Genomic DNA, 23024 nt, shown 5'->3' on the forward strand with positions numbered 1-23024 from the left:
CCCTCGCACGGGCCCCTCGCGGCCGCTTATAAGCGGCCGCTCGGCGGCACGCGCCGACCGCGATCGGGTCAGCAGCGGTGGTGGCGATGAGGGCGTCGACTAGTCGTCGTTCGGGTACGTCGGAAGCCGCGCGGAGCGCGCGCTTCCGTCGACGAACGGGAGCGCGGTTCGCGTCGCCCCGGTTTCGTCCCCGTCGACGCGCACGGTGGGGTCGGCCAGATCGGCGTCGAAGCCGACGAGCGCCAGCGCGATCGGCTCGCCGGACGCGGGACCGACGGCGGCGCGCGTCACCTCGCCGACCGCCTCGTCGCCGTCGAAGACGGCCGCGCCGGGAGACGGGAGGATCTCCTCGTAGCGGTCCGGCTCCGCGTCGCCGTCGATCTCGGCGGTCACGTCGACGAGCCCGTCGAGTTCGAGTCCGACGAGTCGACGGCTCGGTCGCCCCTGGTTTTCCACGCGGGAGACGACCTCCTGGCCGACGTAACACCCCTTCTCGAAGTCGAGGGCGTTGCGGAGGCCGAGGACGTTCGGCACCGTGCCCGACAGCTCGTACTCGAACAGCGGCGTGCCGGCCTCCGCGGAGAGCGCGTCCCACGTCCGGTAGCCGAACGGGGCCGCGTTGAGCCCGCGGTTGATCAGGGTGTCGAATACCTGTTCGGCGTCCTCGGCCGCACAGATGACTTCGTACCCCTCCTCGCCGAGCGGCGCGTCCGCGGCGATCACAGTGACGCCGGCGTCGACCATCGAGCCGCGGACGAACGAGAGCGGCTTCTCGGGAGCCCCCGGACCGCCGAGCACGGAGGCGACCTTCTCGGTCGACTTGGGGCCGTGGACACCGAACACGCCGAAGTCCGCGGTGACGTCATCGATTTCGACGTCCTGAATGAACACCTTGCTCGACCAGTCCTCGGTGACGGCGTTTGTCCGCTCGGGTGGGAGGAAGACGAGCAGGCGCTCGTCGGCGTTGTACACGTACATGTCCGTCTCGATGGCTCCTTGCGGATCGAGAAGCAGCGCGTAGACGCCCTGTCCGTCTTCGGCGGGGATCCGATTCGAGACGGCGTTGTCGACGAATTCGACGCGATCGTCGCCAGAGACCGCGAGCACGCCGTAGCCCATCTCGATCGCGCCGACGACGTTGCGGACGGCCTTCCCGACGCGCTCCGGCTTCCCGTAGTGATCGACCACCCGGCGACCGCCGCGGTCGCGGTACGTCGCGCCGTGTTCGCCGTGAGTGTCGGAGACGAGAGTCATGTTCGGACGGAGGCTCGGGAGCGGCAAAAGGTCGCTGGCTTCCGATTCCGGCGCACGTCGGTTTCGCCGGCGATGCTCACGATCGTGACCGACTCACAGACCGAGTCGTTCGCGAATGGTACCGACGAAGCCGTTCGCGGGGTCGTCATCCGGCGCGTCGGGATCCGGAACCACGCGATCGTGCGGGTAGACGCGAACCCGCTCAGCGCTCTGGACGGTGATCAGCGAGTCGGCCTTCAGCGACGAGAGCGCCTCCTCGACGGCGTCGATATCGGCGTCGACGGCCGCGCGAAGCTCAAGCACGGTCATCCCATCGTCACCGCGGTCGACGAGCGCGTCCAGCAGCGCGACCTCGACGTCGGGCCGGTCGCGGTATTCCGGCTTTGCGGCCATGGCCGGTACTTGGACAGCGCGAGGTTTACTTCTACCGGCGAGGAAGGCGGTGAGGGCAGTTGGTGAGAAAGGGGAGAGAAGCGTTTCACACCGACATTTGGAACTGATACCTGGGTTAGAGATGTCGTATCGGCCTCCTCCGATGCCGTTTTCAGACGGTAGCGGGTGTGCCAACCGATCGACGTACGCCCGATTTGATCGAGTGCGGGAGTGGGTATTGCACGCGGTTGATGTGGTCATTTATAAGTGATCGAGTGGAGTTGCTGGCGGCTGTTTATATATCGTTGCTGGCGAGGTGAACTGCTGTGTTTCTGGCGGTGAATGCGTATACATGATTGACGGCGCGGTGAAGACATCCAAAGCCCCAGCCGCGAGGGCGGCGCACGCTTGCTGCCGTTCGAAAATCGAAGATTTTCGTGATGACGAGACGCCTCCGGCGTCTCGAACCATGCGCTTCAGTCGCTCGCGCTGCTCGCTCCCTCCAGTGCTTACGTCGCCTGCGCCCGCCTCGCGGCAGCGAGGCGCGGAGCGCCTCTGGCAGCCGGCGCGGAGCGCCGGCGACTGCCCCTTTGAGTCCCACCACGCCCCGCACCGCAACCGCACCGCACCCGCACCTCACGCCTCCCCAGCCTCGCCGCTCGCTTCGCTCGCGGCGTCCCTCGCGGGCTCCTCGCGCCCTGCCGGGCACTCGGAGGCACGCCACCGCACCGCCTCCTTCATTTAAAAGCAGTTGTCGTTCGTGCGCTTGCTGTTTTAAATACCACGTCGATGGCGGCGGTCTGCAATACCCACTCCCGCAGCCGTTCACCGCCGTTTTCGTACCGAACAATTCTCTCACGTGGTGTGACCGACGTGAGGGCTATTCGACAACCTCTCGGAGAGGCCTCGGCTCAGCGGACTAATCGAGAACAGGAGCCACAGAGGTTCTCCTCTTTCACGTCGACCTCGCGAACGGTCGGGGAGAAGGACATGACGCACTTGCTGTTGTCGCAGTGTTCCAACCCGAGCGTGTGACCGATCTCGTGGACGACTTCCTTGCGGACGCGATCGGCGAACACGTCGACTGCGGGCTTGGTGGAGACGCCGCCGTCGGAGGAGGTCCGCAGTCGATGCGTCGAGATAACGGAGCCGTTGCCGTTGAGGTACGCGAGTCCGAACACGTAGTTTCGGCGGCGGTAATAGAGGTCCTGGGGAGTGATTCCGATATTCTTCTCGCCGCCGCCCACGCGGCTCACCGTCTCGATGAGGTCCTCGGCGCGGTACTGGTCGCGCCCTTCGTCGTAGGCGGTTTCGGGGATCGGCTGATCGTCGTGGACCGTGACGTCACAGTCGTACACCGATCGGAGCGCAGCGGAGGCCTCCCGTTTCACGCGGGGGGTGACCTCCCCGACGGGGACGATGTCCACGAGCATGGAATCGCTTTTGACCGCCGCAATCATAAAGCCCGCGCCGTGGTTTCATCGCCCCGTCGTGCAATCGTTCCGGTGCTCGCCCGCCACGACCGACTGCTCGAAGTCGGCATCGGCGACCGACCCGAGGTCGCGCTCGCGCTCGCCGAACGCGGACGGGACGTCGTCGCGCTCGACGTCGACGACGTCGACGTCCGAACACGCCCCGGTGGCTCCGCCGGTGACTCCGCCGGCGAACAGGCCGGCGGATCGCTTCGCGTCGTCCGCGGCGACGTCGTGACGCTCGCGGAGGCGGCGACCGATGACGCGATATCGGATCTTCTCGGCGCGGACGCGGGCGAATCCGTCGACGCGGTGTACGCGTGTAACCTCCCGGCCGAACTCCAGCGACCGACCGTCCCGATCGCCGAGCGTCTCGACGCCGCCTGCCTGTTCACGACGCTCGGATTCGAGGAGCCGGTCGTCCCAGTCCGCCGGCAGTCGCTGTCCGGGAACACGCTGTACGTCGCACGCGATCCCGTCGACGACTGACCCGGTGTCGCTCGCGACCGCCGTCCGTCGCCCGCCGTCCGCTGCTGCCGCCGTCCGCTGCTGCCGCCGTCCGTCGTCCGCCGTCTCCCGTCATCGAGCGCACCGGATGTACCGACCGCATCGGCCGCGAACCCGAACGTTCTTTCCCGCCGCCGTCGGCGTACGGGTATGGGTATGCAGGTCGACGCGGTCGTTCTCGACATCGACGGGGTGTTGGTCGACGTGGCCGACTCCTACCGCCGGGCGATCATCGAATCCGTCGACAGGGTGTGCGGGAAGACAATCGACCGCGCAGCGGTCCAGTCGTTCAAGGACGCCGGCGGATTCAACAACGATTGGGAGCTGACAGACGCGGCCGCGCTGTACGTCTTGGCTCGTCGCGAGGGGCTCCGCATGGACGTCGGCGCGTTCACCGATCGCGTGGCCGAGGGCGGCGGCGGGCTCGCCGCGGCTAAAGCCGTCGTCGGCGACCTTCCGAGCGTCGCGCAGGCGCGAGTCCGCGACCAGTGGAACACCGAGCGACTCCGCGACACGTTTCAAGCCCTCTACCTCGGCGAGGATCTGTACCGCGAGCTGGAGGGGGGCGACCCGCCGCTCGCGGCGTCGGGGTATATCCACGACGAGCCGACGATCGTCGACCCGGAGACGATCGCGGATCTGACCGGCCGATTCGACGTCGGCGTGCTGACGGGGCGACCGGCCGCCGAGGCGGAGATCGCCCTCGATCGAGTCGGTCTCGACGTCCCCGACGACCGGCGGTTCACGATGGACGACTGGGAGGAGGGGAAGCCGCACCCGCGGGCGCTGGTGACCCTCGCGGAACGGTTCGAAGCCGAGCGCGTCGCCTTCGTCGGCGACACGCTCGACGACGTCCGGACCGCGCGCAACGCCGACGACGAGGACGAGAGCCGCGTGTACTACGGGATCGGCGTCCTCACCGGCGGCCTGACCGGTGAGGACGGACGACGGAAGTTCACCGAGAACGGGGCCGACGCCGTCGTCGACGACGTGAACGAACTCGTCGACCTGCTGGAGTAGCCGAGCCAGCCTGCACCCGCGGCTCGTGGAGATGTTCGTCGCGAGAGAATGGGCCTTGCCGGATTTGAACCGGCGATCACTCCGTTATGAGCGGAGGGCTTTAAGCCAGACTAAGCTAAAGGCCCGTAATTCGAGGTAAACGGGACGAACCCTTTAGCGTACCGAATCCGCGCGATCGTCGGACGGGGCAGACCGTGGGATCGATGACAGCACGCATGCAACTGATGCTACGAGGTGTAGGAAACAGAGAGGCGCCGAAGCCAGGACTCGAACCTGGGACCGCCTCGTTAACAGCGAGGCGCTCTACCAACTGAGCTACTTCGGCTCGATTCAGGGTACTCGACTCGTTTTGATAGGGCTTTCGTTTCCGCCCGACTCGGGGGAGGCGCGTCGCCGTACCGCCGGCGATCCGGCCGTCGTCGACAGCGAACGCGTCGAATCCCGCCGCTGGTCCCCCGACCGACACGTTTTCGGCCGGACCGCGAGAGATCCGACCATGGACGATCTCGAGGCGGTGCTCGCGCGCGTCCGCGATCGGGTGATCCCCGAGTCACCGGAACGCGAGCGCCTGCGGGCGGTCGCCGACGAACTCGCCGATCGCGCCCGCGAGGCGATCGCCGACCTCCCCGTCGACGCCGACGTGGTACAGGTCGGATCGACCGCTCGCGGCACGTGGGTATCGGGGGACCGCGACATCGACCTCTTCGTCAGGTTCGACGCCGCTCTCGACCGCGAACGACTCGAAGCACACGGACTCGCCGTCGGCCACGCAGTCCTCCCGGACGGCCACGAGGAGTACGCCGAACACCCGTACGTGAAGGGCTCGTACGAGGGGTTCGACGTCGACCTAGTTCCCTGTCACGACGTAGAGACCGCTGGCGAGCTGGTTTCGGCGGTCGACCGAACGCCCTTCCACGACGCGTACCTCTCCGCGCGGCTCGACGACGACCTCGCCGAAGACGTGGTGCTCGCGAAAGCCTTCCTGAAGGGAATCGGCGCGTACGGCAGCGACCTTCGGACGGAGGGCTTCTCCGGGTACCTGACGGAACTGCTCGTCTTGGAGCTCGGCGGGTTCGTTCCCCTCGTCGAATCGGTCAGGAGCTGGCACCCGCCGATGGAGTTCGACCCAGAGGGCCACGCCGAGCGCACGTTCGACGACCCCCTCGTCGTCGTCGACCCGACCGATCCGACGCGGAACGTGGCGGCGGTCCTCTCCGCTGCGAACCTCGCGCGATTCCAACACTACGCCCGCGAGCTGCTCGCCTCGCCACGGGAGGAGTTGTTCGAGGCGGAATCTCCCGACCCGATCGACGCGGCCGGCGTCCGCGATCACCTCGATCGACGTGGCACGACGCCCGTAGCGGTCGTGTTCGACGCGCCGGATCTCGTCGACGACCAGCTGTGGCCACAGCTCCGGCGATCCCTCGACGGAATCGTTCGCGGGCTGAACGGACACGGGTTCGACGTGCTACGAGCGCAAGCGATGGTCGGCGACGAGAACGCCGACGGAACGCGGGCCGACGGCGAGGAGTTCACCGAGCGGGCGTTGCGTGATGGCGTCGACACTCACCCGCGAGCGGCGCTGTACGCCGAGCTCGAAGTTTCGGAGCGACCGGCGGTGGAACGGCACGAGGGGCCGCCCGTCGCCGTCCGAAAACACGCCGCGAGCTTCTACGAGTCGTACGCGGACGACGTCGACCCCGACACGTACGGTCCGTTCATCGAGGACGAGCGGTACGTCGTCGAGCGGGAGCGTGAGTTCGCGACGGTGCGGGAGTACCTCGAAAGCGATGCCGCCGGCGACGTGGCGCTCGGAGCGCAGGTGGAACGGACGTTCGCCGAGCGAGACGTGGTGGTCGGCGACTCCGTCACGACGCTCGCAAGCGACTTCGGCGTGCCGCTCAGAGAGTTCTACGAGCCGCATCCGTGAACGTCAGCGGGACCGGACGTCGCTACGCTGCGAACCGGTTCAGGAGGACGTACACCGCCGCAATAACCCCGGCGAGGATCGCCCCGATCAGCGATACGAACGCCGCGACGCGCGGAAAGACTAGCCAGAAGGCGACGTAAAACGAGAACGCGAACGCGAGCAGGGCGACGATGGCGACGCCGCGAGTCGGATTCTGTACGGCCGCGACGAAGGTGCGCTGCGGGAGCGAGAGGTCCGCGAAGTCGACGGGTGCGTCCGGATCAGCGGCCGAGTCAGTCGGGGTAGACGGGTCAGAGTCGATGGACGAGTCAGTCTGGGTAGACGGGTCGGAACCGGTAGACGGGTCGGGGCTGGCGGACGGGTCGGCGAGTGCGTCGCGATCGGTCCCGACGCCTCGACTGTCGGCGTCGTCGGTCACGCCCGGTGGTTCGGGCCCGACGTGCCTGTACCTGTCGCTCGACGGCGACGCCGATCAGACGAGCGATCCGATCGAGCCGACGAGAATTGCCCCGACGAAGAACGCGACCAACGCGAGCAGTAGGTTCGCGGCCGCGAAGCAGATCGCGAGGCGGGCGTTGCCGGAGTCGGCTGTCGAGACCGTCTCGACGGCGAACGACGAGAAGGTCGTGAACGCGCCGCAGAAACCGACCGCCGCGAAGAGGGCCGCTTCGGAAGCGATCGGTGCCGAGAGCAGTCCGCCGAGCGCCAGGCTTCCGATGGTGTTGACCGCGGGGATCGACCGGCGTCCCTCGATCCGGATCCCGACGGCGTGGCGGGCGGCCGCGCCGAACGCCCCGCCGACGCCGACGAGGGCGACGGTGAGGAGGGTGGCGGTCACAGCCGCCTCCCGGCCAGCAGTCCGAGTGCCCCGCCCGCGAAGCCGGCTCCGTAGCTCGCGGCCACGTACGCGGCACCGCCCGCGGTACCGAGCGCGACGGCGTCGCCGACGAAGGTGCTGTACGTCGTGAACGACGAGAGCGCTCCCGCCCCGACGAATAGCTGCGTGCGAGTCGTCGTCGTTCGGCCGACGAGTATTCCGAGAGCGAGTGCGCCGCCGACGTTCACGATGAGCGTTCCGAGGCCGGTCGCGTCCCCGACCGCGAGGTCCACGCCGTACCTGGCGACGCTGCCGACGAAGCCGCCGACCGCGACCAGCAGAAAGCCGAGCGGCGTCCGTTCCATGCACTCCGATCGCCGACGGCTATCTTGGGTCTTCGGACTCACCGATCGCGGACTCGACCGCTGCCGTCGTTCGACTCGCTCGCGGGCTCCCCCCATCGTGTGGCGTCCGCCGCTCGCGGATTCGCAGTGTGTGAGCTGTCTCCGTCGCGTCGTCGACGACCAGCGCCTCGCCGGTGCCGGTCGGGAGCCGCGACGCGAGGTTCCCGGCGAGGTACGTCGTCTCCGCCTCCGCGAGCCGAGCGACGTCGCGTTCGGCGGTGAGTCGATGGGTGATCAACAGGTCAGACTGAGAGACGGCGACGCTCGGTAGCGCTCCCGGACGCTGCGTCGCGCAGACGAGCGAGACGCCGGGGGAGCGGCCGCGGGTCAGAAGCGTTCGGAGCGCGGGCTCGGCGACGCTGCCGAAGAAGGCGTGCGCCTCGTCGACGAGGAGCCATGGAAGCCGGTCGAGGTCCCCGTCGACGCGAGCGTCGTAGAGCCCGCGAGCCACCGCTCTGAGGACCGCGGACGAGGCCCGTTCCGGGACGCCCGCGAGATCAAGAACGGTCGGGGAGCCGGCGGCGACCGACGTGGTCGGCGGGGCGTCGGCGTCGAACACGCCCCACGACTCGGCGAGCCGGAGGTGGTTCGCGGCCGCGCGGCGGGCGTCGGGCGGCGCGTCGGACGCGGCGACCCGGTCGCGGATGGAAGCGAGCGACGGAGATGCGTTCGGCGGCGTGGACGTGGCCGATTCGTCCGAAGGTCCCGACGCGTCCGTCGCTCCGCGGTCCAACGTACCCGCCTCTCCGCGTTCAGACGCGGCGTCGGCGACGACCCGCCAGAGAAGGCTCCCCGCACCGCCCGTCGGATCGAGGCCGAGCAGATCCGGCCACGCGGCGGCCGGGATCGCGTCCGGGCGGACCGTCGGCTCGACGACCCGACCGCCGGCGGCGCTGAGCCCGCCGAAGACCCCCATTGGATCGACGACGATCGGAGCGACACCCCCTGCGTCGGCGAGGCCCTCCGCGAGGACGCCGAGCGTGTACGACTTCCCGGTCCCTCGCTTCCCGAAGATGACACCGGCGTGGGGGCCGTCGGCGTCGACGCCGACGGCGGCTCCGGCGCTGCCGTCTCGTGCGAGGAACGAGCCGAGACGAACGGTCGGAAGGGGGCTGCCGACACCGACGGTGGCGTCGTGGGCCGCGTCATCGCCGGGAGAGTGATCGTCGGAGACCGCGTCGCGTCCGAGAACGTGCATACCGGTGGAGGCCGCGGTATTGCACAAAAGGCGTCGGGTGGAGCGCGACGATCGAGCGGCCGTCTTCCGACGCTTTATCAGTCATACCGCGGCCACCGGGCCATATGTTCGACTCGAAGCGGGACGGACGAACCGCGAACAAACGGTCCTTCCGTACGGATCGCCGTGCGATCGAAGGGCTCCCGGTCAGACTGGTGATCGCGCTCGTCGTCGGCGTCGCGAGCCTCAGCGTGATGATGGGAATGATTGGTGACATCGACGGGCTGGCCGCGACGGAGGTCGACGCGCGGCCGCAACCGGAGGTGACGACCCCGGGCGATCAGTCGATCGACGTCGAGGTCCTCGATCCCGACGGGGCGAGCGTCGCTGACGCGACGGTGATTGTCCGGAGCGGGTCGGCGCAGATCGACGGGGTCGCCACGGCGAAAACCGACTCGGAGGGCGTCGCCACCGTCGACGTCGACCCCGAGCTGGGAGCGAACCAGCCCGACGGGACGCTCACGATCGAGGTAAAACCGCCGGCCGAGGGCGACTACGTCGACGAGCGCGAGAACACGGAGGTGTTGGTCGTCGCGGAGTGACGGGACCGGTCAGAGCCGGTCGTCCCAGTCGATCCACTCCTGTTCCCACCCGTGTCTCGCGAATCGGCTCCGCTCGGCCCGCTCCGCATCCTCCCGGCGGGTACGGTTCCGCTCGACGCCGGCCTGCTCGCCGTCGACGAGCATCGGACGAAGCCGAACCGGTCCGGCGGTCTCGACCGTCCTGAATCCGGAGGGCGCGTCGTCATCAGGACTCCGGTCTCGCGTCGAATCGGGCTCGATCGCGGCGACTGTCTGAACCGTCGTTCCGCGAGGGTACACGATCCGCCCGTCCTTGTCGAGTTGTTCACGGAGCGTCCGCGGCGGCTCGACGACGGCCGCTTCGAGGAGAATTCGGTCGTACGGAGCGTACTCGGGGAGCCCGTTGGCACCGTCGCGCCGATCGACGAGGACGGCGTCGTAGCCCTCCTTCGCGAGATTCGACCGCGCGAGCGAGACGGCCTCGCGGTCGATATCGACGGCGTGCACGTGGCGCGCGCCGGCGATCTCAGCGAGCAACGCTACAGAGTACCCGACGCCCGCACCGACGACGAGAACGTCGTCGCCCTCGTCCGCGTCGAGCGCCGTGACCAGTCGTACGACGGTTTCAGCCGCGAGAGATCGGCTCCCGGTACCGTCTCCCTCGACGGCCGCCTGCGGGGCGGCGTCGACGAACGTCTCTCGGGAGATCCGCTGGATCGCCGTCAGCACGTCGGCGTCCAGCTGCTCGCCGATCTGGTGTTCGAGCCCCTCGATCATGTCGGCTCGAATCGATGCCTCGTCCATGGCTGGTGTCGGTTCCCGGTCCCCTAAAACCGCTCGTTCGTCACTGCATCGGGACGAACCGGACCCCACCGTGGTCCTCGCGGTCGACGCCGTCCTCCCGAACCGTGAGACGAACGAGCCGCTGAGCGCCGTCGGAAGCGCCGATCGGTGCAACGATCCGCCCTCCGATGCGGACACGGTCGACGATCTGTTCCGGGATGTCGACAGGAGCTGCACACGTCAAGTACGCAGCGTCGAAGGGTGCCTCGTCGCGGAACGCTTCTCGTCCGTCGCCCGCGCGAACCGTGACGTCGTATCCGAGCCGGCGGAGCCTGTCGCGGGCCTCGTCGGCCAGCTCGGGGACGTATTCGACGCTGAAGACGTTACCCGGGCCGACGATCTCCGACACGACGGCGGCGTGGTAGCCGCACCCGGTTCCGATCTCCAAGACGCGGTCGCCCGGCTCGATGTCCAGCAGATCCGTCATGATCGCGACCATGTGCGGCGCGCTGATCGTCTGGTCGTTCCCGATCGGTAGCGGGCGGTCTGCGTAGGCGTGCTGACGGTAGCGCTCCGGGACGAACGCGTGCCGCGGTACCGCTTCGATCGCCGACAGCACGCGTTCACGCACGTCGAGCCGGCGACGGAGCTCATCGATCAGCTCTCGCCGGGCGTCCTCGCGATCGGCGTCGTCCATGCACTGGTGTAGCACGGGAGGCGTGGAGAAAGTACCGCCGGCACGGACCGGGAACGAGACGAGGGAACCGATCTTACTCGACGTCGCGCAGGAACGATCCTACTCGACGTCGATCCGGTGGCCGTCGTCGGTCTCGTCCGCGGAATCCTTCGGCAGCGTCACCGTGAGCACGCCGTGTTGGTACGTCGCGCTCGCGTCAGTCTCGATCACCGACGTGGGAAGGTCGACGGAGCGTGTGACCGACTCGTGGCGTCGCTCGCGCCGGAGGTACCTGCGGTCCGCGTCCTCGCGTTCCGCGTCGCGCTCGGCGCGTATCGTGAGCCGGCCGTCCTCGGCGCGAACGTCGATGTCTTCGCGGTCGTAGCCGGGGAGGTCGGCCATGACGACGAACTCGTCGTCGTACTCGGCGACGTCCACGTCAGCGGTCCCGAGGTCCCGACCCCACGCTCGGTCGCCGCCGAACGGGGTGCGGCCGAAGAACTGTTCGATCTCGTCAAAGGGGTTGGTTCTGTTCATGGGAGTCAACCGTAGAGAGGCGCTGTGTGGTATTAAACACGGATGCACGGCTGCTACCTCGCGGCACGAGAACGGAAGACTGGGGGGCAGGCAAAAGGTCGAGGGTCACGGAGACGGAAGCGGGCGGGAGTTTGCGGAACTGTCGCTCCGTCAGTTCACGTCGATGCTGTGGCCCGCAGAATCGTTCGCGGAGCGCTTCGGGAGCGTGACCGTTAGCACGCCCCCGTCGTAGGAGGCGCTCGCGCCGTCCCGCTCGACTGGCTCGGGGAGCGAAATCCGGCGCGAAACGGATCGGCGGCGACGCTCTCGCCGGTGGTACCGGACATCGCTCTCGTCGCGGTTAGCGTCCTCGTCGCTGTCGCCGTCGATCGCGACCTCGTTCGCCTCCTCGCGGGTGGCAGCGATCGTCAGCGCGTCTTCCCGGAGTTCGACCTCGATATCGTCGTCCTCGAACCCGGGCAGGTCCGCGAGGACGGTGATCGCGTCGTCGTCTTCGAGCACGTCGACCGGGACGTTCCGCGCACCGAGGAAATCGGGGGTGTCCGACGGACCGGGCGCGTCGAGCGAGCCGCCGAGCTCCTCGAACTCGCGACCCATCCGTTCGAGCAAATCCTCGATCTCCCTGAAGGGATCGCGTCGTGTCATGCGGGTCAGGATTCGGGCCGGAGCGACTTGAACGTACGGGCGGTCCCGGATCGCAGGGACGAGCGAATCCCGGGTCAAGGGAGCTAGAGGAACGGTCGCCAGTAGTACGGACTGACGAACCCCTCGATGACCGCGGCGACTGCGATAAGGATCCCCACGCCAACGAGGATCCAGAACGCGTCCTCCAGCGCGTCGGCGAACGCCTCGCGGGGCAGTCGACCGCGAAACGTACGCCACGAGACGATCCCGAGGTGGATCCCGAGCGCGCCGGAGACGAACAGCGCCGGGATCTCGAAGATCCCGTGCGGGGCGACGAACGCCCCGAGCGCCGTCAGGTTCTCCTCTAACGCCGCGGTGGCACCGAGCGCGAAGCCGTTGAACGCGATCGACGAGATAGCCGGAACCACGAGCGCGACGCCCGCGAGCGACGTGGCAATCGCGACCGACAAGTTGTTCCCGAAGAAGTTGACGGCCGCCGCGGGCGGGATGTGCCCCACGAGCCGCGACTCGATCGATGTCGATACCGCGCCGACGAGCGGGTCGACCGCGATCCAGCCGAGCGCGCCGAAGCCGACTCCCACGGCGACGGTGAACGCGTGCAGTCCCGGCGTCCGTCGAACGAACGCACTCGTCTCGCTCCATCCCCGACGGGCCCCTCCGAAGAACTGGTCCCGCAGTCGGCTCTCGGGTGGATCGACGGGATCGATCGCGTCGCGGTGCGCGCCGTAGAGCGTCGTTTTGAGGACGTCCAGAGCGGGTGCGATGACGACCGCGCTCGCGAGTGCGACGATCGCGCCGGCACCGAGGAACGCGAGCGCGGAGGCGGCCGAGGCGATCCCGACGAGGGCACCGACGGCGACGACGAGATACGCGGCGGCGTCGGCTGGGTTACTCCGAAGGAACCCGCCGGCACCAGCGATCGCACCGAGCGCGCCCGTATCGTCGACGACGACCGCGGCCGGTGCGAACGCGAAGACGACCCGGACGAACAGGAGGGCGACGACTCCGACGAGGAGGACCGCGAGCGCGACCGCTGCCCCGAAGAACGGGTTTACGAGGAAACCGGCCGCGATCGCGGCGGCCCCCAGCAGCGACGCGCCGGTCCACAGCAGGAACTCGGCGACGTACAGCCCGAGGAACGCGATCCAACGGTTCCGAACGCCGGCGATGCCCGCCGTGAGTCCGCGCTCTCCGCGGAGGCGGGCGATGACAGCCGAGAGCTGTCCGGCGGAGACCGCAGCGTACGTGACGATCGCGAGGAGGACGGCCGCGAGCGAACCGGCGACGATCAACAGGACCGCGGTCGGCGAGACCAGGGGTTCGAGCGCCGGGGCGACGCTCTCCGCCCACGCCTGCATCGCCTCCGGATCCTGCGCGTCGGGAGGGGTCAGGTCCAATTCCGCAAGCGCATCGCGGGCGTCCGCGAGACGCCCGGTGAGTTCGAAGTGAAGGTATACCCCGGCGAGCGCGACGAACATCGCCACGCGGGCGATGACGGGGACGGCCGTGCCGAGAAAGTAGAACGGCAACAGGTCGGCGGGGCGACGCCGGAGGGTCGAAACCGTCGCGGTGACGGCGGAGGACAGGTCCATGCGATACTCATCGGTCGGCCGATACTTAACCGGTCCGAGTGCCCGGATCGGTCCATGACGCTTCAGACCGGGCGCGTGGAGCCATCCCGCCGGCGTCGCGTGTCAATCCGAGGCGTCGACTCCGCTTCCTCGCTCCGCCATCATCTCCGCCGCGCGGTCGGCCCATCCCGAGTACCGGAAGCCGACGGCGACGAGCAGCGCCATCCACGCGTACGCGAGGAACACGCCGAGGTACGCGCCCCGGGGACCGATTCCGGCGGTCCGGCCGAGCAGCCACGAGGCTCCGAGGAAGAAGCCGAACATTCCAGAGACCCGCGCGACGAGCGGAATTCGCGTCTCGCTCGCGCCCTGCAGGGAGCCGGAGAGCGCCGAGAAACAGACGAGCGCCGCGCCGGCGATCCCGTAGACGCGAGCGAACGCGACCGCGTACTCGATTGTCGGTCCGTCATCGGTGAATATCGGAACGAGCCGGGGCGCGAGCACGACGAGCGCGAGTCCGATCGTTCCGACCGTGAGGATTCCGAGGGCGGCGACCGCCCACCCGTTGAACCGCGCCTCGTCCGGGTCGCCAGCGCTGAGCGCCTGTCCGACAAGCACCGAGGCGGCGACGTTGTACCCGCGAGAGAGCGGTCCGGTCACCTGCTGGTACACGCGGCGGCCGATCTGGAACCCGGCGTTGACCGCCTCGCCGAATCCGAGCAGGAGGGCGTTGAAGGGGAACTCGGCGAGCTCCGAGCCGAACCCCTCGACGACCCGCGGCGCGCTCACGCGGAGGAGCTGGCTCGCGATCGTGAGGTCGCGAGGGCGCGCGAAGCTCGCGTCGGTCCACGATCCCCAGATAGCGACACAAAGCAGTCCGGCGGTGAGCACGTTCGCGCCGGCGGTCGCGAGGCCGACGCCGACTATCTCCAGCCGGGGAAAGCCAATCAGTCCGAGACCGAGAACCGCGGATCCGACGATGTTGACCGAGTTTGCGGCGACGTTGACGTACATCGGGGTGCGGGTGTCGCCGGTCCCCTGGAGGGTCCGGGCACCCACGAGCGCGACGTGTCGCGCCGGGGCGGTCGCGAAGACGATCGCGAGGTACGTCGACCCGAGCGAGACGACCTCGGGCGAGGTCGGCTCGCCCACGAGCCGCCCGAACACGTCGATGGCGTACTCGCCGTAGAAGAGACCGAAGAGCACGAAGGGGATTCCCGCGAGCGCGCCGACGATGAGCGCCTGCGTCACCGCTTCGTCGCGCGTGTCGGTCGCGCCGGCCCCAGTGTCCTGCGAGGAGAGCGCGATCGCGCCGCCGCCGAGCCCCAGTCCGATCCGGAGCGGGAACCGCGCGTAGAGGTCGGCCAGTCCGATCGCGACCACGGCCGCCGGCGAGAACAGCGCGGTGACGAGGATGTCGGTGGTCCGCATCGCGGTACGAAACGTCTGCTCCGCCATCACCGGCCACGCGAGCCCGAACACTCGTGTCCAGACGCGCCGCAGCCGCGGGAGTTCCATGTGCGATCCCGGAGGGGCGTGCGGTGCTTTTAGGTATCGAACCGACCCACCCCGGCGGAGACGGTCAGACAGACGGAGAGACGGAGAGACGGACAAACGACCCGACTAGCAGACGGACAAACGAACGACGGAGAGATCACTCAACGGTTCGACCGCCCGAACGTTCAAGCATGCGAACAGCTCACATAGCTCATGGACGTCTTCGTGTACGGGACGCTGACCGAGCCGGACCGCGTCGCCGAGGTGCTGGATTCGTTCGTGTTCGTCGGGTCGGCGACGCTGACCGGATTCCGTCTCGTCGAGGGGCGATATCCCACGCTCGCGCCGGGCGGGGAAACGGCCGGACGCTTGCTTCGGACCGATTCGGTGGACGCTCTCGACGCCTACGAGCGCGTCGACGACGGACTCTACCGGCGAGTGGCGGTTCCGCTCGACGCTCCCGACGGCCACCCGCCGGAGGCCGCGGTGTACGTCGGCGACCCGGACCCCCTCGACGCGGACGCGACGTGGCCGAGCGCCGGCAGCGGTTCCGGATTCGCAGAGCAGGTCGATCGGCACCTCACAAAGGAGGGCGTGCGAGTGCGTCTGACTCCCGAAGATCCCGTCTGACGGAGCGATGACGGCCTTGCAGTCGTGCGGTTTCACTTTCACTCTGCTAGCCCCACCTTTTTGTATTCGGGCCCACTCGTTTCACTCGCACGTCACACGCGTGCATTCCCCCTTTCACAGACGAGGAGCCTTGGCCTCGCACGGACCGGAACCGATTAGCGGTCGGCGCGGCGATATCGTCGTATGCTCAGCCTCTCCGACATCCGCGACGCGCGCGAACGCGTCGACGGCGTAGCCCGGCACACCCCGCTGGAGCGGTCGCGGACCTTCTCCGACATGAGCGGCGCGGACGTGCATCTGAAACTGGAGAATTTCCAGCGCACCGGCGCGTTCAAGATCCGCGGCGCGATGAATCGGATCGCCACACTCTCCGAGTCCGAACGCGAGGCCGGCGTCGTCACCGCGAGCGCGGGTAATCACGCGCAGGGGGTCGCGCTCGCGGCCGACCGCGCCGGCGTCGACGCCACCGTCGTGATGCCGAAGTTCGCGCCCGTCTCGAAGGTGAAAGCCACCCGCGGGTACGGCGCGAGCGTCCGACTGGAGGGCGTCGACTACGACGAGGCGCAGGCGTACGCCCACCAGTTGGAGCGCGACGAGGGCCGGACCTACGTCCACGCCTTCGACGATCCGGTCGTGATGGCCGGACAGGGGACGCTCGGGCTGGAGATTGTCGACGACTGCCCCGACCTCGACACCGTGGTCGTCCCGATCGGGGGCGGCGGGCTCATCTCGGGCGTCGCCGTCGCGATCAAAGCGCAGCTCCCCGACGTTCGGGTCGTCGGCGTGCAGGCCGAGGGCGCGGCCTCCGCGGCCGCATCCCTGGAGGCGGGCGAAGTCCGCGAGATCGACAGCGTCGACACTATCGCCGACGGGATCGCGACGCGCGCGGTCGGCGAGCGGACCCTGGAGGTCATGGCCGAGTACGTCGACGAGGTCGTCGCCGTCGACGACCGCGAGATCGCCTTGGCGCTCACCCTCCTGCTCGAACGCTCGAAGACGCTCGTCGAGGGCGCGGGTGCGGTCGCGCTCGCGGCCGTCCTCTCGGAGGCGTTCGCGTACGACGACGACGAGACGATCGTCGCCGCGCTCTGCGGCGGGAACATCGACCTCAACCGCCTCGGAACCGTGGTCCGGCGCGGGCTCGTTCAGATGGGCCGATACCTCAAGATCACGATCGATTTAAAAGATCGGCCGGGAGAACTGGAGCGCGTCTCCAGCATCGTCGCGCGCACCGGCGCGAACGTCTACGCGGTCCACCACGACCGCACCTCCCGCGACGTCGCCGTCAACGCCGCCGAACTCGAGCTCGAACTCGAGACCGACGACGCCGAGCACGCCGCCGACATCGTCGACGCGCTCGAAGCCGACGGATACGAGGTGGAGATCCTCTCGTAGCGGGAGCGACGGTGACGACGCCATTTATAAGCGGAGTGGATGTGCGGTGGCGTGCGCCTGCAAGCGGCCGCCCCCGGCGGCCGCGAGCCAGCCCGCGCGAGGGAGTCAGTCGCCCGGAGCGAAGCGACGGGCGACTGACGAGGCTGGGGAGGTGTGAGGCGCGGTGCGGTCGCGGTCGGGTGGGGACTCAAAGGGGCAACCGGGAGGCGTTCGCCGTCGATCCAGAATCAACTATTTATAAAGGACCGGCCGAGGCTTCGGAGACGTTCGCCGCCGATTCACAGCTGATTATTCATAAATGAACGGTCGGACCGCGCTCAGTCAGTCGTCAAGCGCCGAAAGCAGGGCCGAACGCTACCTTAGAAACCGCAGGACTCCGCGATTATTAGTCGTCCGCGGCCGCGGCGTCGACTTCCCCCTCGTACAGTTCGCCGGCGCGCTCGCGCTCGGTGAGGTACTCGTCGGCGTCGAGCGCGGCCTCACACCCCATCCCGGCCGCGGTGACGGCCTGCTGGTAGTGGAAATCGACCACGTCGCCCGCGCCGAACAGCCCGTCGACGCCCGTGTCGGTCTGGTTGCCGCCGCGGCCCCCCTCGGTGATGAGGTAGCCGTCGTCGTCGGTCTCGACGCCGGTCCCCTCCAGGAAGTCCGTGTTCGGCGTGTGGCCGATGGCGAAGAAGACGGCCCCCACGTCGAAGTCGTACTCCTCGACCTCGTCTGCGGTCTCGGGATCCGCCAGCTTCTCCGTGGGGTGGCCGTCGGGGTGCTCGACGAGCGTGACGTGATCGATCCCGGCCTCGGGCGTGCCGTGGATCTCGGTGAGCTCGGTGTTCAAGAGGAGCTCGATCTCGCCGCTCTCGACCTTCTCCATCGTGCGGTCGATCCAGACGTCCTCCGCGCGGAACTCCTCGCGGCGGTGTGCAATGTAGACGGTGTCCGCGAACTTCGTCAGGAAGTTCGCCTCCTCCATCGCGGCGTCGCCGCCACCGACGACGAGCATGTCCTCGTCGCGGAAGAACGCGCCGTCGCAGGTCGCACACGTCGACAGGCCGTACCCCATCAGCTCGTCTTCGCCGGGAACCCCGAGCGTGCGAGCGCTGGCACCGGAGGCGGCGATCACCGCGTCCGCGGTGTACACGTCGCCGTCGGAGAGCTCGACGCGGAAGTGACCCGCGGGTTCCTTCGACACGTCCTCGATGACTCCGTTTCGGGCCTCTGCACCGAACTTCGTCGCCTGCGCTTTCATCTCGTTGATGAGTTCGGGTCCGGAGATCCCCTCGGGGAAGCCCGGGTAGTTCTCCACGTCGGTGGTGAGCGTGAGTTGGCCGCCCGGCTCGTCGCCCTCGACGAGCAGGGGTTCGTTGTTCGAACGCGCGGCGTAGATCCCGGCTGTGAGCCCGGCGATCCCGGTGCCGGCGATGATCAGTCGTCGGTGTTCGACGGCGTCGTCGGTCATGGATCGTCGTTCGCCGCCGCGAAGTATGTAGGTTGCGCCATCGGACGCGAGCGGCGGGAAACCGCTCGCACCGACTGTTCGATCGCGGTCGCGTTCGATCGTCGCGTCGGATCGCGGTCACGCGGATCTCGCGTCCGCGCTCCCCGCTCAATCCGTCGAGAACTCCGGCATCGGTCCGGCTGGGGGGGACGGCGCGTCGGCGAGCGCCTCGAAGAAGCGACCGGCGACGAACGTCTCGACGACGTCAGAGAGCGACTCCGACTCCGACACCTCCTCTAAGATGCCGAGCGGGACCTGCGCGCCGGCCATGGTCGCGTGACCGCCGGCGGATCCGACCGGATCGAGCGCGTCGCGGAGCAGTTCGCCGACGTCGAGATCCGCGCCCCGCGACCGCGCGGAGCCGTAGATCACGCCGTCCATGTACCCGAAGACGAACGTCACCGCGATCCCGTCGAGGTCGAGGAGCCGTTCGGCGGCCTGCGCGAGGGTGTCGCGGTCGGTGATCTCGCCGACGCAGGAGGCGACCGTCGAGCCGCGCACGTCCCGGCTCTCGATGGCGCGCGCGATCACCCGAAGCGTCTCGGGGCTCACGCTCGGGCTTTCGACGCGCCGGAGCGTCGACTCGTCGGCGAGCGGCGACAGCGACGCGGCCGCCTCGAAGTCGGGGATCGACGTCGATCGCGTGAAATCCTTCGTGTCGATCCGGATCCCGTACAACAGCGCGGTGGCGAGCTCGCGCTCGGGCTCGATCCCGATCCGTGAGAGGTACTCCTCGATCAGCGTGCTCGTTGCACCGATCTCGGGTCGGATGTCGACGAACGACCCCGCCACGGGTCCGCGGGGCGGGTGGTGATCGACGACGATATCGACGGGATACCCCTCGGGAAGGCTGTCGTTGATCCCCGCCCGCGAGTGGTCGACGAGCGCGACGCCGTCGTAGTCGTCGAGGTCAATCTCGTCGAAGGTGTGGAGCCGGAGGTCGAGGAGGTTCACCATCGCCCGGTTCTCTTGGTGGGCGATCTCTCCCCCGTAACAGGGGTCCGCGGGGACCCCGACCGATTCGGCGACGCGCGCCAGCCCGAGGGCGCTCGCGATGGCGTCCGGATCGGGGTTGTCGTGGGCGACGACGAGGAGGGGGCCGGACAGCTCGCGGAGCGTGGACAGGAGCCGAACCGGCTCCTCGTTCGCGTCGACGCCGGTCGCCTCTCGAACCCGATCGGCGATCGCCTCCACGGGGTCGACGACGCGGTCGGCGACCCCTTCCAGCGCCGCCAGCTGATCGGCAGTCGGATTCGTCCCGACGTGCGCGACGATCATCGCGTCGGGGTAGTGCCGTCGGGCCGCCTCCGCGGCGGCGACGTTGCGTTCCGGACCGTCGCCGGCGACCAGCACGACCGCGGCGGTGTCGGGGTACGTCGACGGATCGGTCGGATCGGCCTCGACGGTGGCGACGTTGCGGTCGCGGAGCGTCGACGCCCACCCGGTGTCGTCGGTGATCGCGACGAGTTCGGCGTTGTCCGCTCTGGTGCGCTCGACGAGCGTGTTCCCGACCGCGCTACAGCCGAGCAGCAGACGCCGGGCCATACCCTCACGAGGGGGGCGCGAAGGAAAACGCTGCCGTCATTCGTCGGGAGTGCCCGCTCCGGTCGCCGTCTCCCCGCCGACCGCGGCGGCGACGTCGACGGCCGCCCGGTTCTCCGGAACGTCGTGGACGCGGACGATGTCGGCCCCGCGGTCCGCGGCGAGCGCGGTGGCGGCGACGGTGGCGTGCTCGCGGTCGTCCGGCCCGCGGCCGACCGCCCCGAACATCGACTTGTGCGAGTGGCCGATCAGCACGGGGCAGTCGAGCGCTGCGAACTCCCCGGCGCGGTCAAGCAGTTCGAACCCCTCCGCGGCAGACTTTCCGAAGCCGAGTCCTGGATCGACGATCACCTTGTCACGGTCGATCCCGGCGGTGTCCGCGAGCGCCAGTCGTTCGCGGAGGTCCCGGATCACGTCGTCGACCACGTCGTCGTACTCGGGTTCGTTTGTCGGGTCGACCGGCGCGTCGAGGCTGTGCATCACCACGACCGGGCAGTCGGCGTCCGCGACGACCTCGCGCATCTCGGGGGCCTCCAGCCCCGTCACGTCGTTGATGACGTCTGCACCCGCGTCGAGCGCCGCCTCGGCGACCGCCGCCTTTCGGGTGTCGATCGAGATCAGCACGTCGCCGTCGGCGACCGCCGGCACCGACCGGATCGCCTCGACCGTCGGCACGACCCGACCGATCTCCTCGTCGACCGGGACCGTCTCCGCGCCCGGTCGGGTCGATTCCCCGCCGACGTCGACGATGTCGACTCCGGCGTCGACCATCCGCTCGACGCCCGCGACCGCGTCCTCCAGCGCCGCGTGTCGCCCGCCGTCGTGGAAGGAGTCCGGCGTGACGTTGAGCACGCCCATCACCGCGGTGCCGCCGGTCCACGGGTAGTCGTCGTCGGAACCTTCCGACGCCCCGCGAGTCTCGTCGAGCCCGAGTCGGCGGGCGACGTCGTCCGCGATCCCGACGAACCCGTCGCCGTCGATCGCGCGGAGGCGGTCGAGCAGTTCTCGGTACTCCGCGACTGTTCCCCCCAGCGTGATCGGCACTCGCTCTCCGTCCGGGACGCGCCCCTCGCCGGCCCCGAGTCCGCCAATCGCGGCGTCGCCGCCGACTGCCCGGAGCTCGGCCGCGATCCGCTCCGCGCGGTCGCCGCGCAGTCGCAGGCCGAGGTCGCGGTGGTCGAGGCCGTCGCGTCGAACTGGCTCGGGGAGATTCCCGCACCCGGTCGACTTCGGCGTCACGGTCCGCAGCCGCGCCGCGCGGGCCTCCGCCACCGCGAACAGCGATCCGACGAGCAGCACGCAGTCGTCGGGAGCGGCGCGGTCGACGGCGGCGTCGAGGGCGGCTGCCACGTCGTCGCCGACGGTCACGCTGTCCACGCCGGCGGTCCGGAGCGCCGCCGCCAACACCTCGGGGTCCTCCGCGCGGTCGAGCGGCGGCCGGCAGGTGATCGCCGAGGCGGCCTCCGGGAGCGCGGCCGCGGCGGCCGCGTGGTCCTTGTCGTGCATCGCGCCGTACACGAGGTGGAGATCGTCGTACTCGTACTCCGCGAGGGTCCCCGCCAGCGTCTCGCAGGCCGCCGGGTTGTGCGCGCCGTCGAGCACCGTCAGCGGGGCCGTGTCGATGACCTCGAACCGCCCCGGCCACGTCGCCCGCGCGAGGCCGTCGCGGACCGCGGCCGTCGAGAGCGACTCCGCGTCGCCGTCGCTTCCGACTCCCACGGCGGCCGCCGTTCGACGGGCGAGCGCGGCCGCGACCCCCGCGTTCGTCGCCTGGTGATCGCCGACGAGCGGGATCCGGTACGTCCCCTCGATTTCCCCGGAGAGCGAGACCTCCGCGTCGGTCGGGCTCACGCGACCCCCGTAGGCCACGAAGAGGGTCGGCTCGTCAACGCTCGTCGGTCCCGCGTCTCCTTCCCGTTCTCGGCCGCGATCGCCCGCTCCCGCCCTGGCCACCGTCGCGACCGGCGCGCCGGCGTCGGCGGCGACCTCGCGAACCACGTCCAGCGCCTCGCCCTCGCAGGCCGTCACGAGTGGTGCACCGGCGGTCGCGATCCGGGCCTTGGTCCGGGCGATCTCAGCGATCGTGTCACCGAGGACGGCCGTGTGCTCCAGCGAGACGTTGGTGACGGCGGCCGCGACGGGGTCGACAGCGCTGGTGGCGTCGTACTCGCCGCCGAGCCCGACCTCCAGCACGGCCACGTCGACCTCGCGCCGCGCGAAGTCACGGATAGCCATCGCCGTGACGACCTCGAAGAAGGTGAGGGGCTCGCCGGCCGCCGCGCGCTCGACGAGCCACGGCTTCGCCTCCTCGACGAAGTCCGCGATCGCGGTCTCGGTCATCTGGCGGCCGTCGACACGGACCCGCTCGGCGAGCGCGGAGAGGTGCGGGGAGGTGTACAGCCCGACCGAGAGTCCGGCCTCGCGCAGGATCGACTCGGTCATGCGCGCCGTGCTCCCCTTCCCGTTCGAGCCCGCGACCTGCACGAACGGCACGTCGTCCTCGGGATTCCCGAGCCGGTCGAGCAGGGCCGCGACGCGCTCGGTCCCCGGCTTGACCGAGAAGCGGCGGAGGTCGAAGAGGAACGCCGCCGCCTCGTGGTAGTGCATACGCCGTGGGTCGGCTCCGGGTCGCTTAGACGTAACGGACCGGGACGCTCCCGACGTCGCGTTCGCGCACCCTCCAACGTCGCGTTCGCGCTCTCGCAGACGGAGCGTTCGC

General features: G+C 69.2%; 22 protein-coding genes and 2 tRNA genes. 6 read left to right on the plus strand and 18 right to left on the minus strand.

The window, feature by feature from the left end; translation table 11 throughout:
- Positions 1–99: 99 nt before the first annotated feature.
- From ygfZ to ACFQEY_RS09815, 3 genes are all read right to left on the minus strand, one after another.
- Positions 100–1254, minus strand: coding sequence for a CAF17-like 4Fe-4S cluster assembly/insertion protein YgfZ (gene ygfZ / locus ACFQEY_RS09805; protein WP_379767888.1), 1155 nt, complete (start codon positions 1252–1254; stop codon positions 100–102).
- Between the two features lie 93 nt (positions 1255–1347).
- A complete protein-coding gene (locus ACFQEY_RS09810; protein WP_379767891.1) occupies positions 1348–1647 on the minus strand; it encodes a DUF6432 family protein in 300 nt (99 codons plus the stop codon).
- An 890-nt stretch (positions 1648–2537) separates the two neighbouring features.
- The gene (locus ACFQEY_RS09815) at positions 2538–3059 is read right to left on the minus strand and encodes an archaemetzincin family Zn-dependent metalloprotease (protein WP_379767894.1); all 522 of its coding nucleotides are present in this window, start codon (positions 3057–3059) and stop codon (positions 2538–2540) included.
- Positions 3060–3098: 39 nt separating this feature from the next.
- Here ACFQEY_RS09815 and ACFQEY_RS09820 point away from each other — a divergent pair, with 39 nt between their 5' ends.
- Together ACFQEY_RS09820 and ACFQEY_RS09825 are read left to right on the plus strand one after the other, a co-directional pair.
- A complete protein-coding gene (locus ACFQEY_RS09820) occupies positions 3099–3587 on the plus strand; it encodes a UPF0146 family protein (RefSeq protein WP_379767897.1) in 489 nt (162 codons plus the stop codon).
- A 174-nt stretch (positions 3588–3761) separates the two neighbouring features.
- Entirely contained in the window at positions 3762–4625 is an 864-nt protein-coding gene (locus ACFQEY_RS09825; protein WP_379767976.1) for a TIGR01548 family HAD-type hydrolase, read from the plus strand.
- Positions 4626–4674: 49 nt separating this feature from the next.
- Here ACFQEY_RS09825 and ACFQEY_RS09830 read toward each other — a convergent pair.
- Positions 4675–4750, minus strand: a tRNA-Ile gene (locus tag ACFQEY_RS09830).
- A 127-nt stretch (positions 4751–4877) separates the two neighbouring features.
- Positions 4878–4950 (minus strand) — tRNA-Asn (locus ACFQEY_RS09835).
- A gap of 171 nt (positions 4951–5121) precedes the next feature.
- Between ACFQEY_RS09835 and cca the strand changes: the two genes are divergently transcribed.
- Positions 5122–6555, plus strand: coding sequence for a CCA tRNA nucleotidyltransferase (cca, locus tag ACFQEY_RS09840; RefSeq protein ID WP_379767900.1), 1434 nt, complete (start codon positions 5122–5124; stop codon positions 6553–6555).
- Between the two features lie 22 nt (positions 6556–6577).
- On the opposite strand, the gene ACFQEY_RS09845 is transcribed toward cca, so the two are convergent.
- The 4 genes from ACFQEY_RS09845 to ACFQEY_RS09860 are packed head-to-tail and all read right to left on the minus strand — an operon-like array spanning position 6578 to position 8974.
- Positions 6578–6973 (minus strand): hypothetical protein, encoded by a 396-nt coding sequence (locus tag ACFQEY_RS09845; protein ID WP_379767903.1) that lies wholly within the window; start codon positions 6971–6973, stop codon positions 6578–6580.
- Positions 6974–7027: 54 nt separating this feature from the next.
- On the minus strand, positions 7028–7393 hold the full coding sequence (locus tag ACFQEY_RS09850; RefSeq protein WP_379767906.1) for a fluoride efflux transporter FluC: 366 nt from the start codon (positions 7391–7393) through the stop codon (positions 7028–7030).
- On the minus strand, positions 7390–7737 hold the full coding sequence (locus ACFQEY_RS09855; RefSeq protein WP_379767909.1) for a fluoride efflux transporter FluC: 348 nt from the start codon (positions 7735–7737) through the stop codon (positions 7390–7392). Before ACFQEY_RS09855 ends, ACFQEY_RS09850 begins: the two co-directional genes overlap by 4 nt.
- 19 nt (positions 7738–7756) lie before the next feature.
- Positions 7757–8974, minus strand: coding sequence for an ATP-binding protein (locus ACFQEY_RS09860; protein WP_379767912.1), 1218 nt, complete (start codon positions 8972–8974; stop codon positions 7757–7759).
- Positions 8975–9078: 104 nt separating this feature from the next.
- Here ACFQEY_RS09860 and ACFQEY_RS09865 point away from each other — a divergent pair, with 104 nt between their 5' ends.
- Complete coding sequence (locus tag ACFQEY_RS09865) at positions 9079–9555, plus strand: DUF7382 domain-containing protein (protein WP_379767914.1); 477 nt, start codon at positions 9079–9081, stop codon at positions 9553–9555.
- A gap of 9 nt (positions 9556–9564) precedes the next feature.
- On the opposite strand, the gene ACFQEY_RS09870 is transcribed toward ACFQEY_RS09865, so the two are convergent.
- From ACFQEY_RS09870 to ACFQEY_RS09895, 6 genes are all read right to left on the minus strand, one after another.
- Entirely contained in the window at positions 9565–10338 is a 774-nt protein-coding gene (locus ACFQEY_RS09870) for a protein-L-isoaspartate O-methyltransferase family protein (RefSeq protein ID WP_379767917.1), read from the minus strand.
- Positions 10339–10378: 40 nt separating this feature from the next.
- Entirely contained in the window at positions 10379–11014 is a 636-nt protein-coding gene (locus ACFQEY_RS09875) for a protein-L-isoaspartate(D-aspartate) O-methyltransferase (protein ID WP_379767920.1), read from the minus strand.
- Positions 11015–11113: 99 nt separating this feature from the next.
- The gene (gene hsp14, locus ACFQEY_RS09880) at positions 11114–11530 is read right to left on the minus strand and encodes an archaeal heat shock protein Hsp14 (protein WP_379767923.1); all 417 of its coding nucleotides are present in this window, start codon (positions 11528–11530) and stop codon (positions 11114–11116) included.
- A 150-nt stretch (positions 11531–11680) separates the two neighbouring features.
- Entirely contained in the window at positions 11681–12175 is a 495-nt protein-coding gene (locus ACFQEY_RS09885) for an Hsp20/alpha crystallin family protein (RefSeq protein ID WP_379767925.1), read from the minus strand.
- A gap of 83 nt (positions 12176–12258) precedes the next feature.
- Positions 12259–13767 carry a stage II sporulation protein M gene (locus ACFQEY_RS09890; protein WP_379767928.1) on the minus strand — a complete coding sequence of 503 codons (1509 nt, stop codon included), beginning with the start codon at positions 13765–13767 and terminating at the stop codon, positions 12259–12261.
- Positions 13768–13869: 102 nt separating this feature from the next.
- On the minus strand, positions 13870–15264 hold the full coding sequence (locus tag ACFQEY_RS09895) for an MATE family efflux transporter (protein ID WP_379767930.1): 1395 nt from the start codon (positions 15262–15264) through the stop codon (positions 13870–13872).
- Between the two features lie 192 nt (positions 15265–15456).
- Here ACFQEY_RS09895 and ACFQEY_RS09900 point away from each other — a divergent pair, with 192 nt between their 5' ends.
- Positions 15457–15873, plus strand: a complete 417-nt coding sequence (locus ACFQEY_RS09900) for a gamma-glutamylcyclotransferase family protein (protein WP_379767932.1) — start codon at positions 15457–15459, stop codon at positions 15871–15873.
- Between the two features lie 183 nt (positions 15874–16056).
- On the plus strand, positions 16057–17268 hold the full coding sequence (gene ilvA / locus ACFQEY_RS09905) for a threonine ammonia-lyase (RefSeq protein ID WP_379767935.1): 1212 nt from the start codon (positions 16057–16059) through the stop codon (positions 17266–17268).
- A gap of 385 nt (positions 17269–17653) precedes the next feature.
- Here ilvA and ACFQEY_RS09910 read toward each other — a convergent pair whose 3' ends face one another.
- From ACFQEY_RS09910 to folP, 3 genes are all read right to left on the minus strand, one after another.
- The gene (locus ACFQEY_RS09910; RefSeq protein ID WP_379767938.1) at positions 17654–18724 is read right to left on the minus strand and encodes an NAD(P)/FAD-dependent oxidoreductase; all 1071 of its coding nucleotides are present in this window, start codon (positions 18722–18724) and stop codon (positions 17654–17656) included.
- 147 nt (positions 18725–18871) lie between these two features.
- Entirely contained in the window at positions 18872–20308 is a 1437-nt protein-coding gene (locus ACFQEY_RS09915) for a DHHA1 domain-containing protein (RefSeq protein WP_379767941.1), read from the minus strand.
- Between the two features lie 36 nt (positions 20309–20344).
- On the minus strand, positions 20345–22912 hold the full coding sequence (gene folP, locus ACFQEY_RS09920) for a dihydropteroate synthase (protein WP_379767944.1): 2568 nt from the start codon (positions 22910–22912) through the stop codon (positions 20345–20347).
- Positions 22913–23024: the final 112 nt, after the last annotated feature.

The sequence above is a fragment of the Halorubrum trueperi genome (assembly GCF_042662525.1).
GTDB lineage: Archaea > Halobacteriota > Halobacteria > Halobacteriales > Haloferacaceae > Halorubrum > Halorubrum trueperi.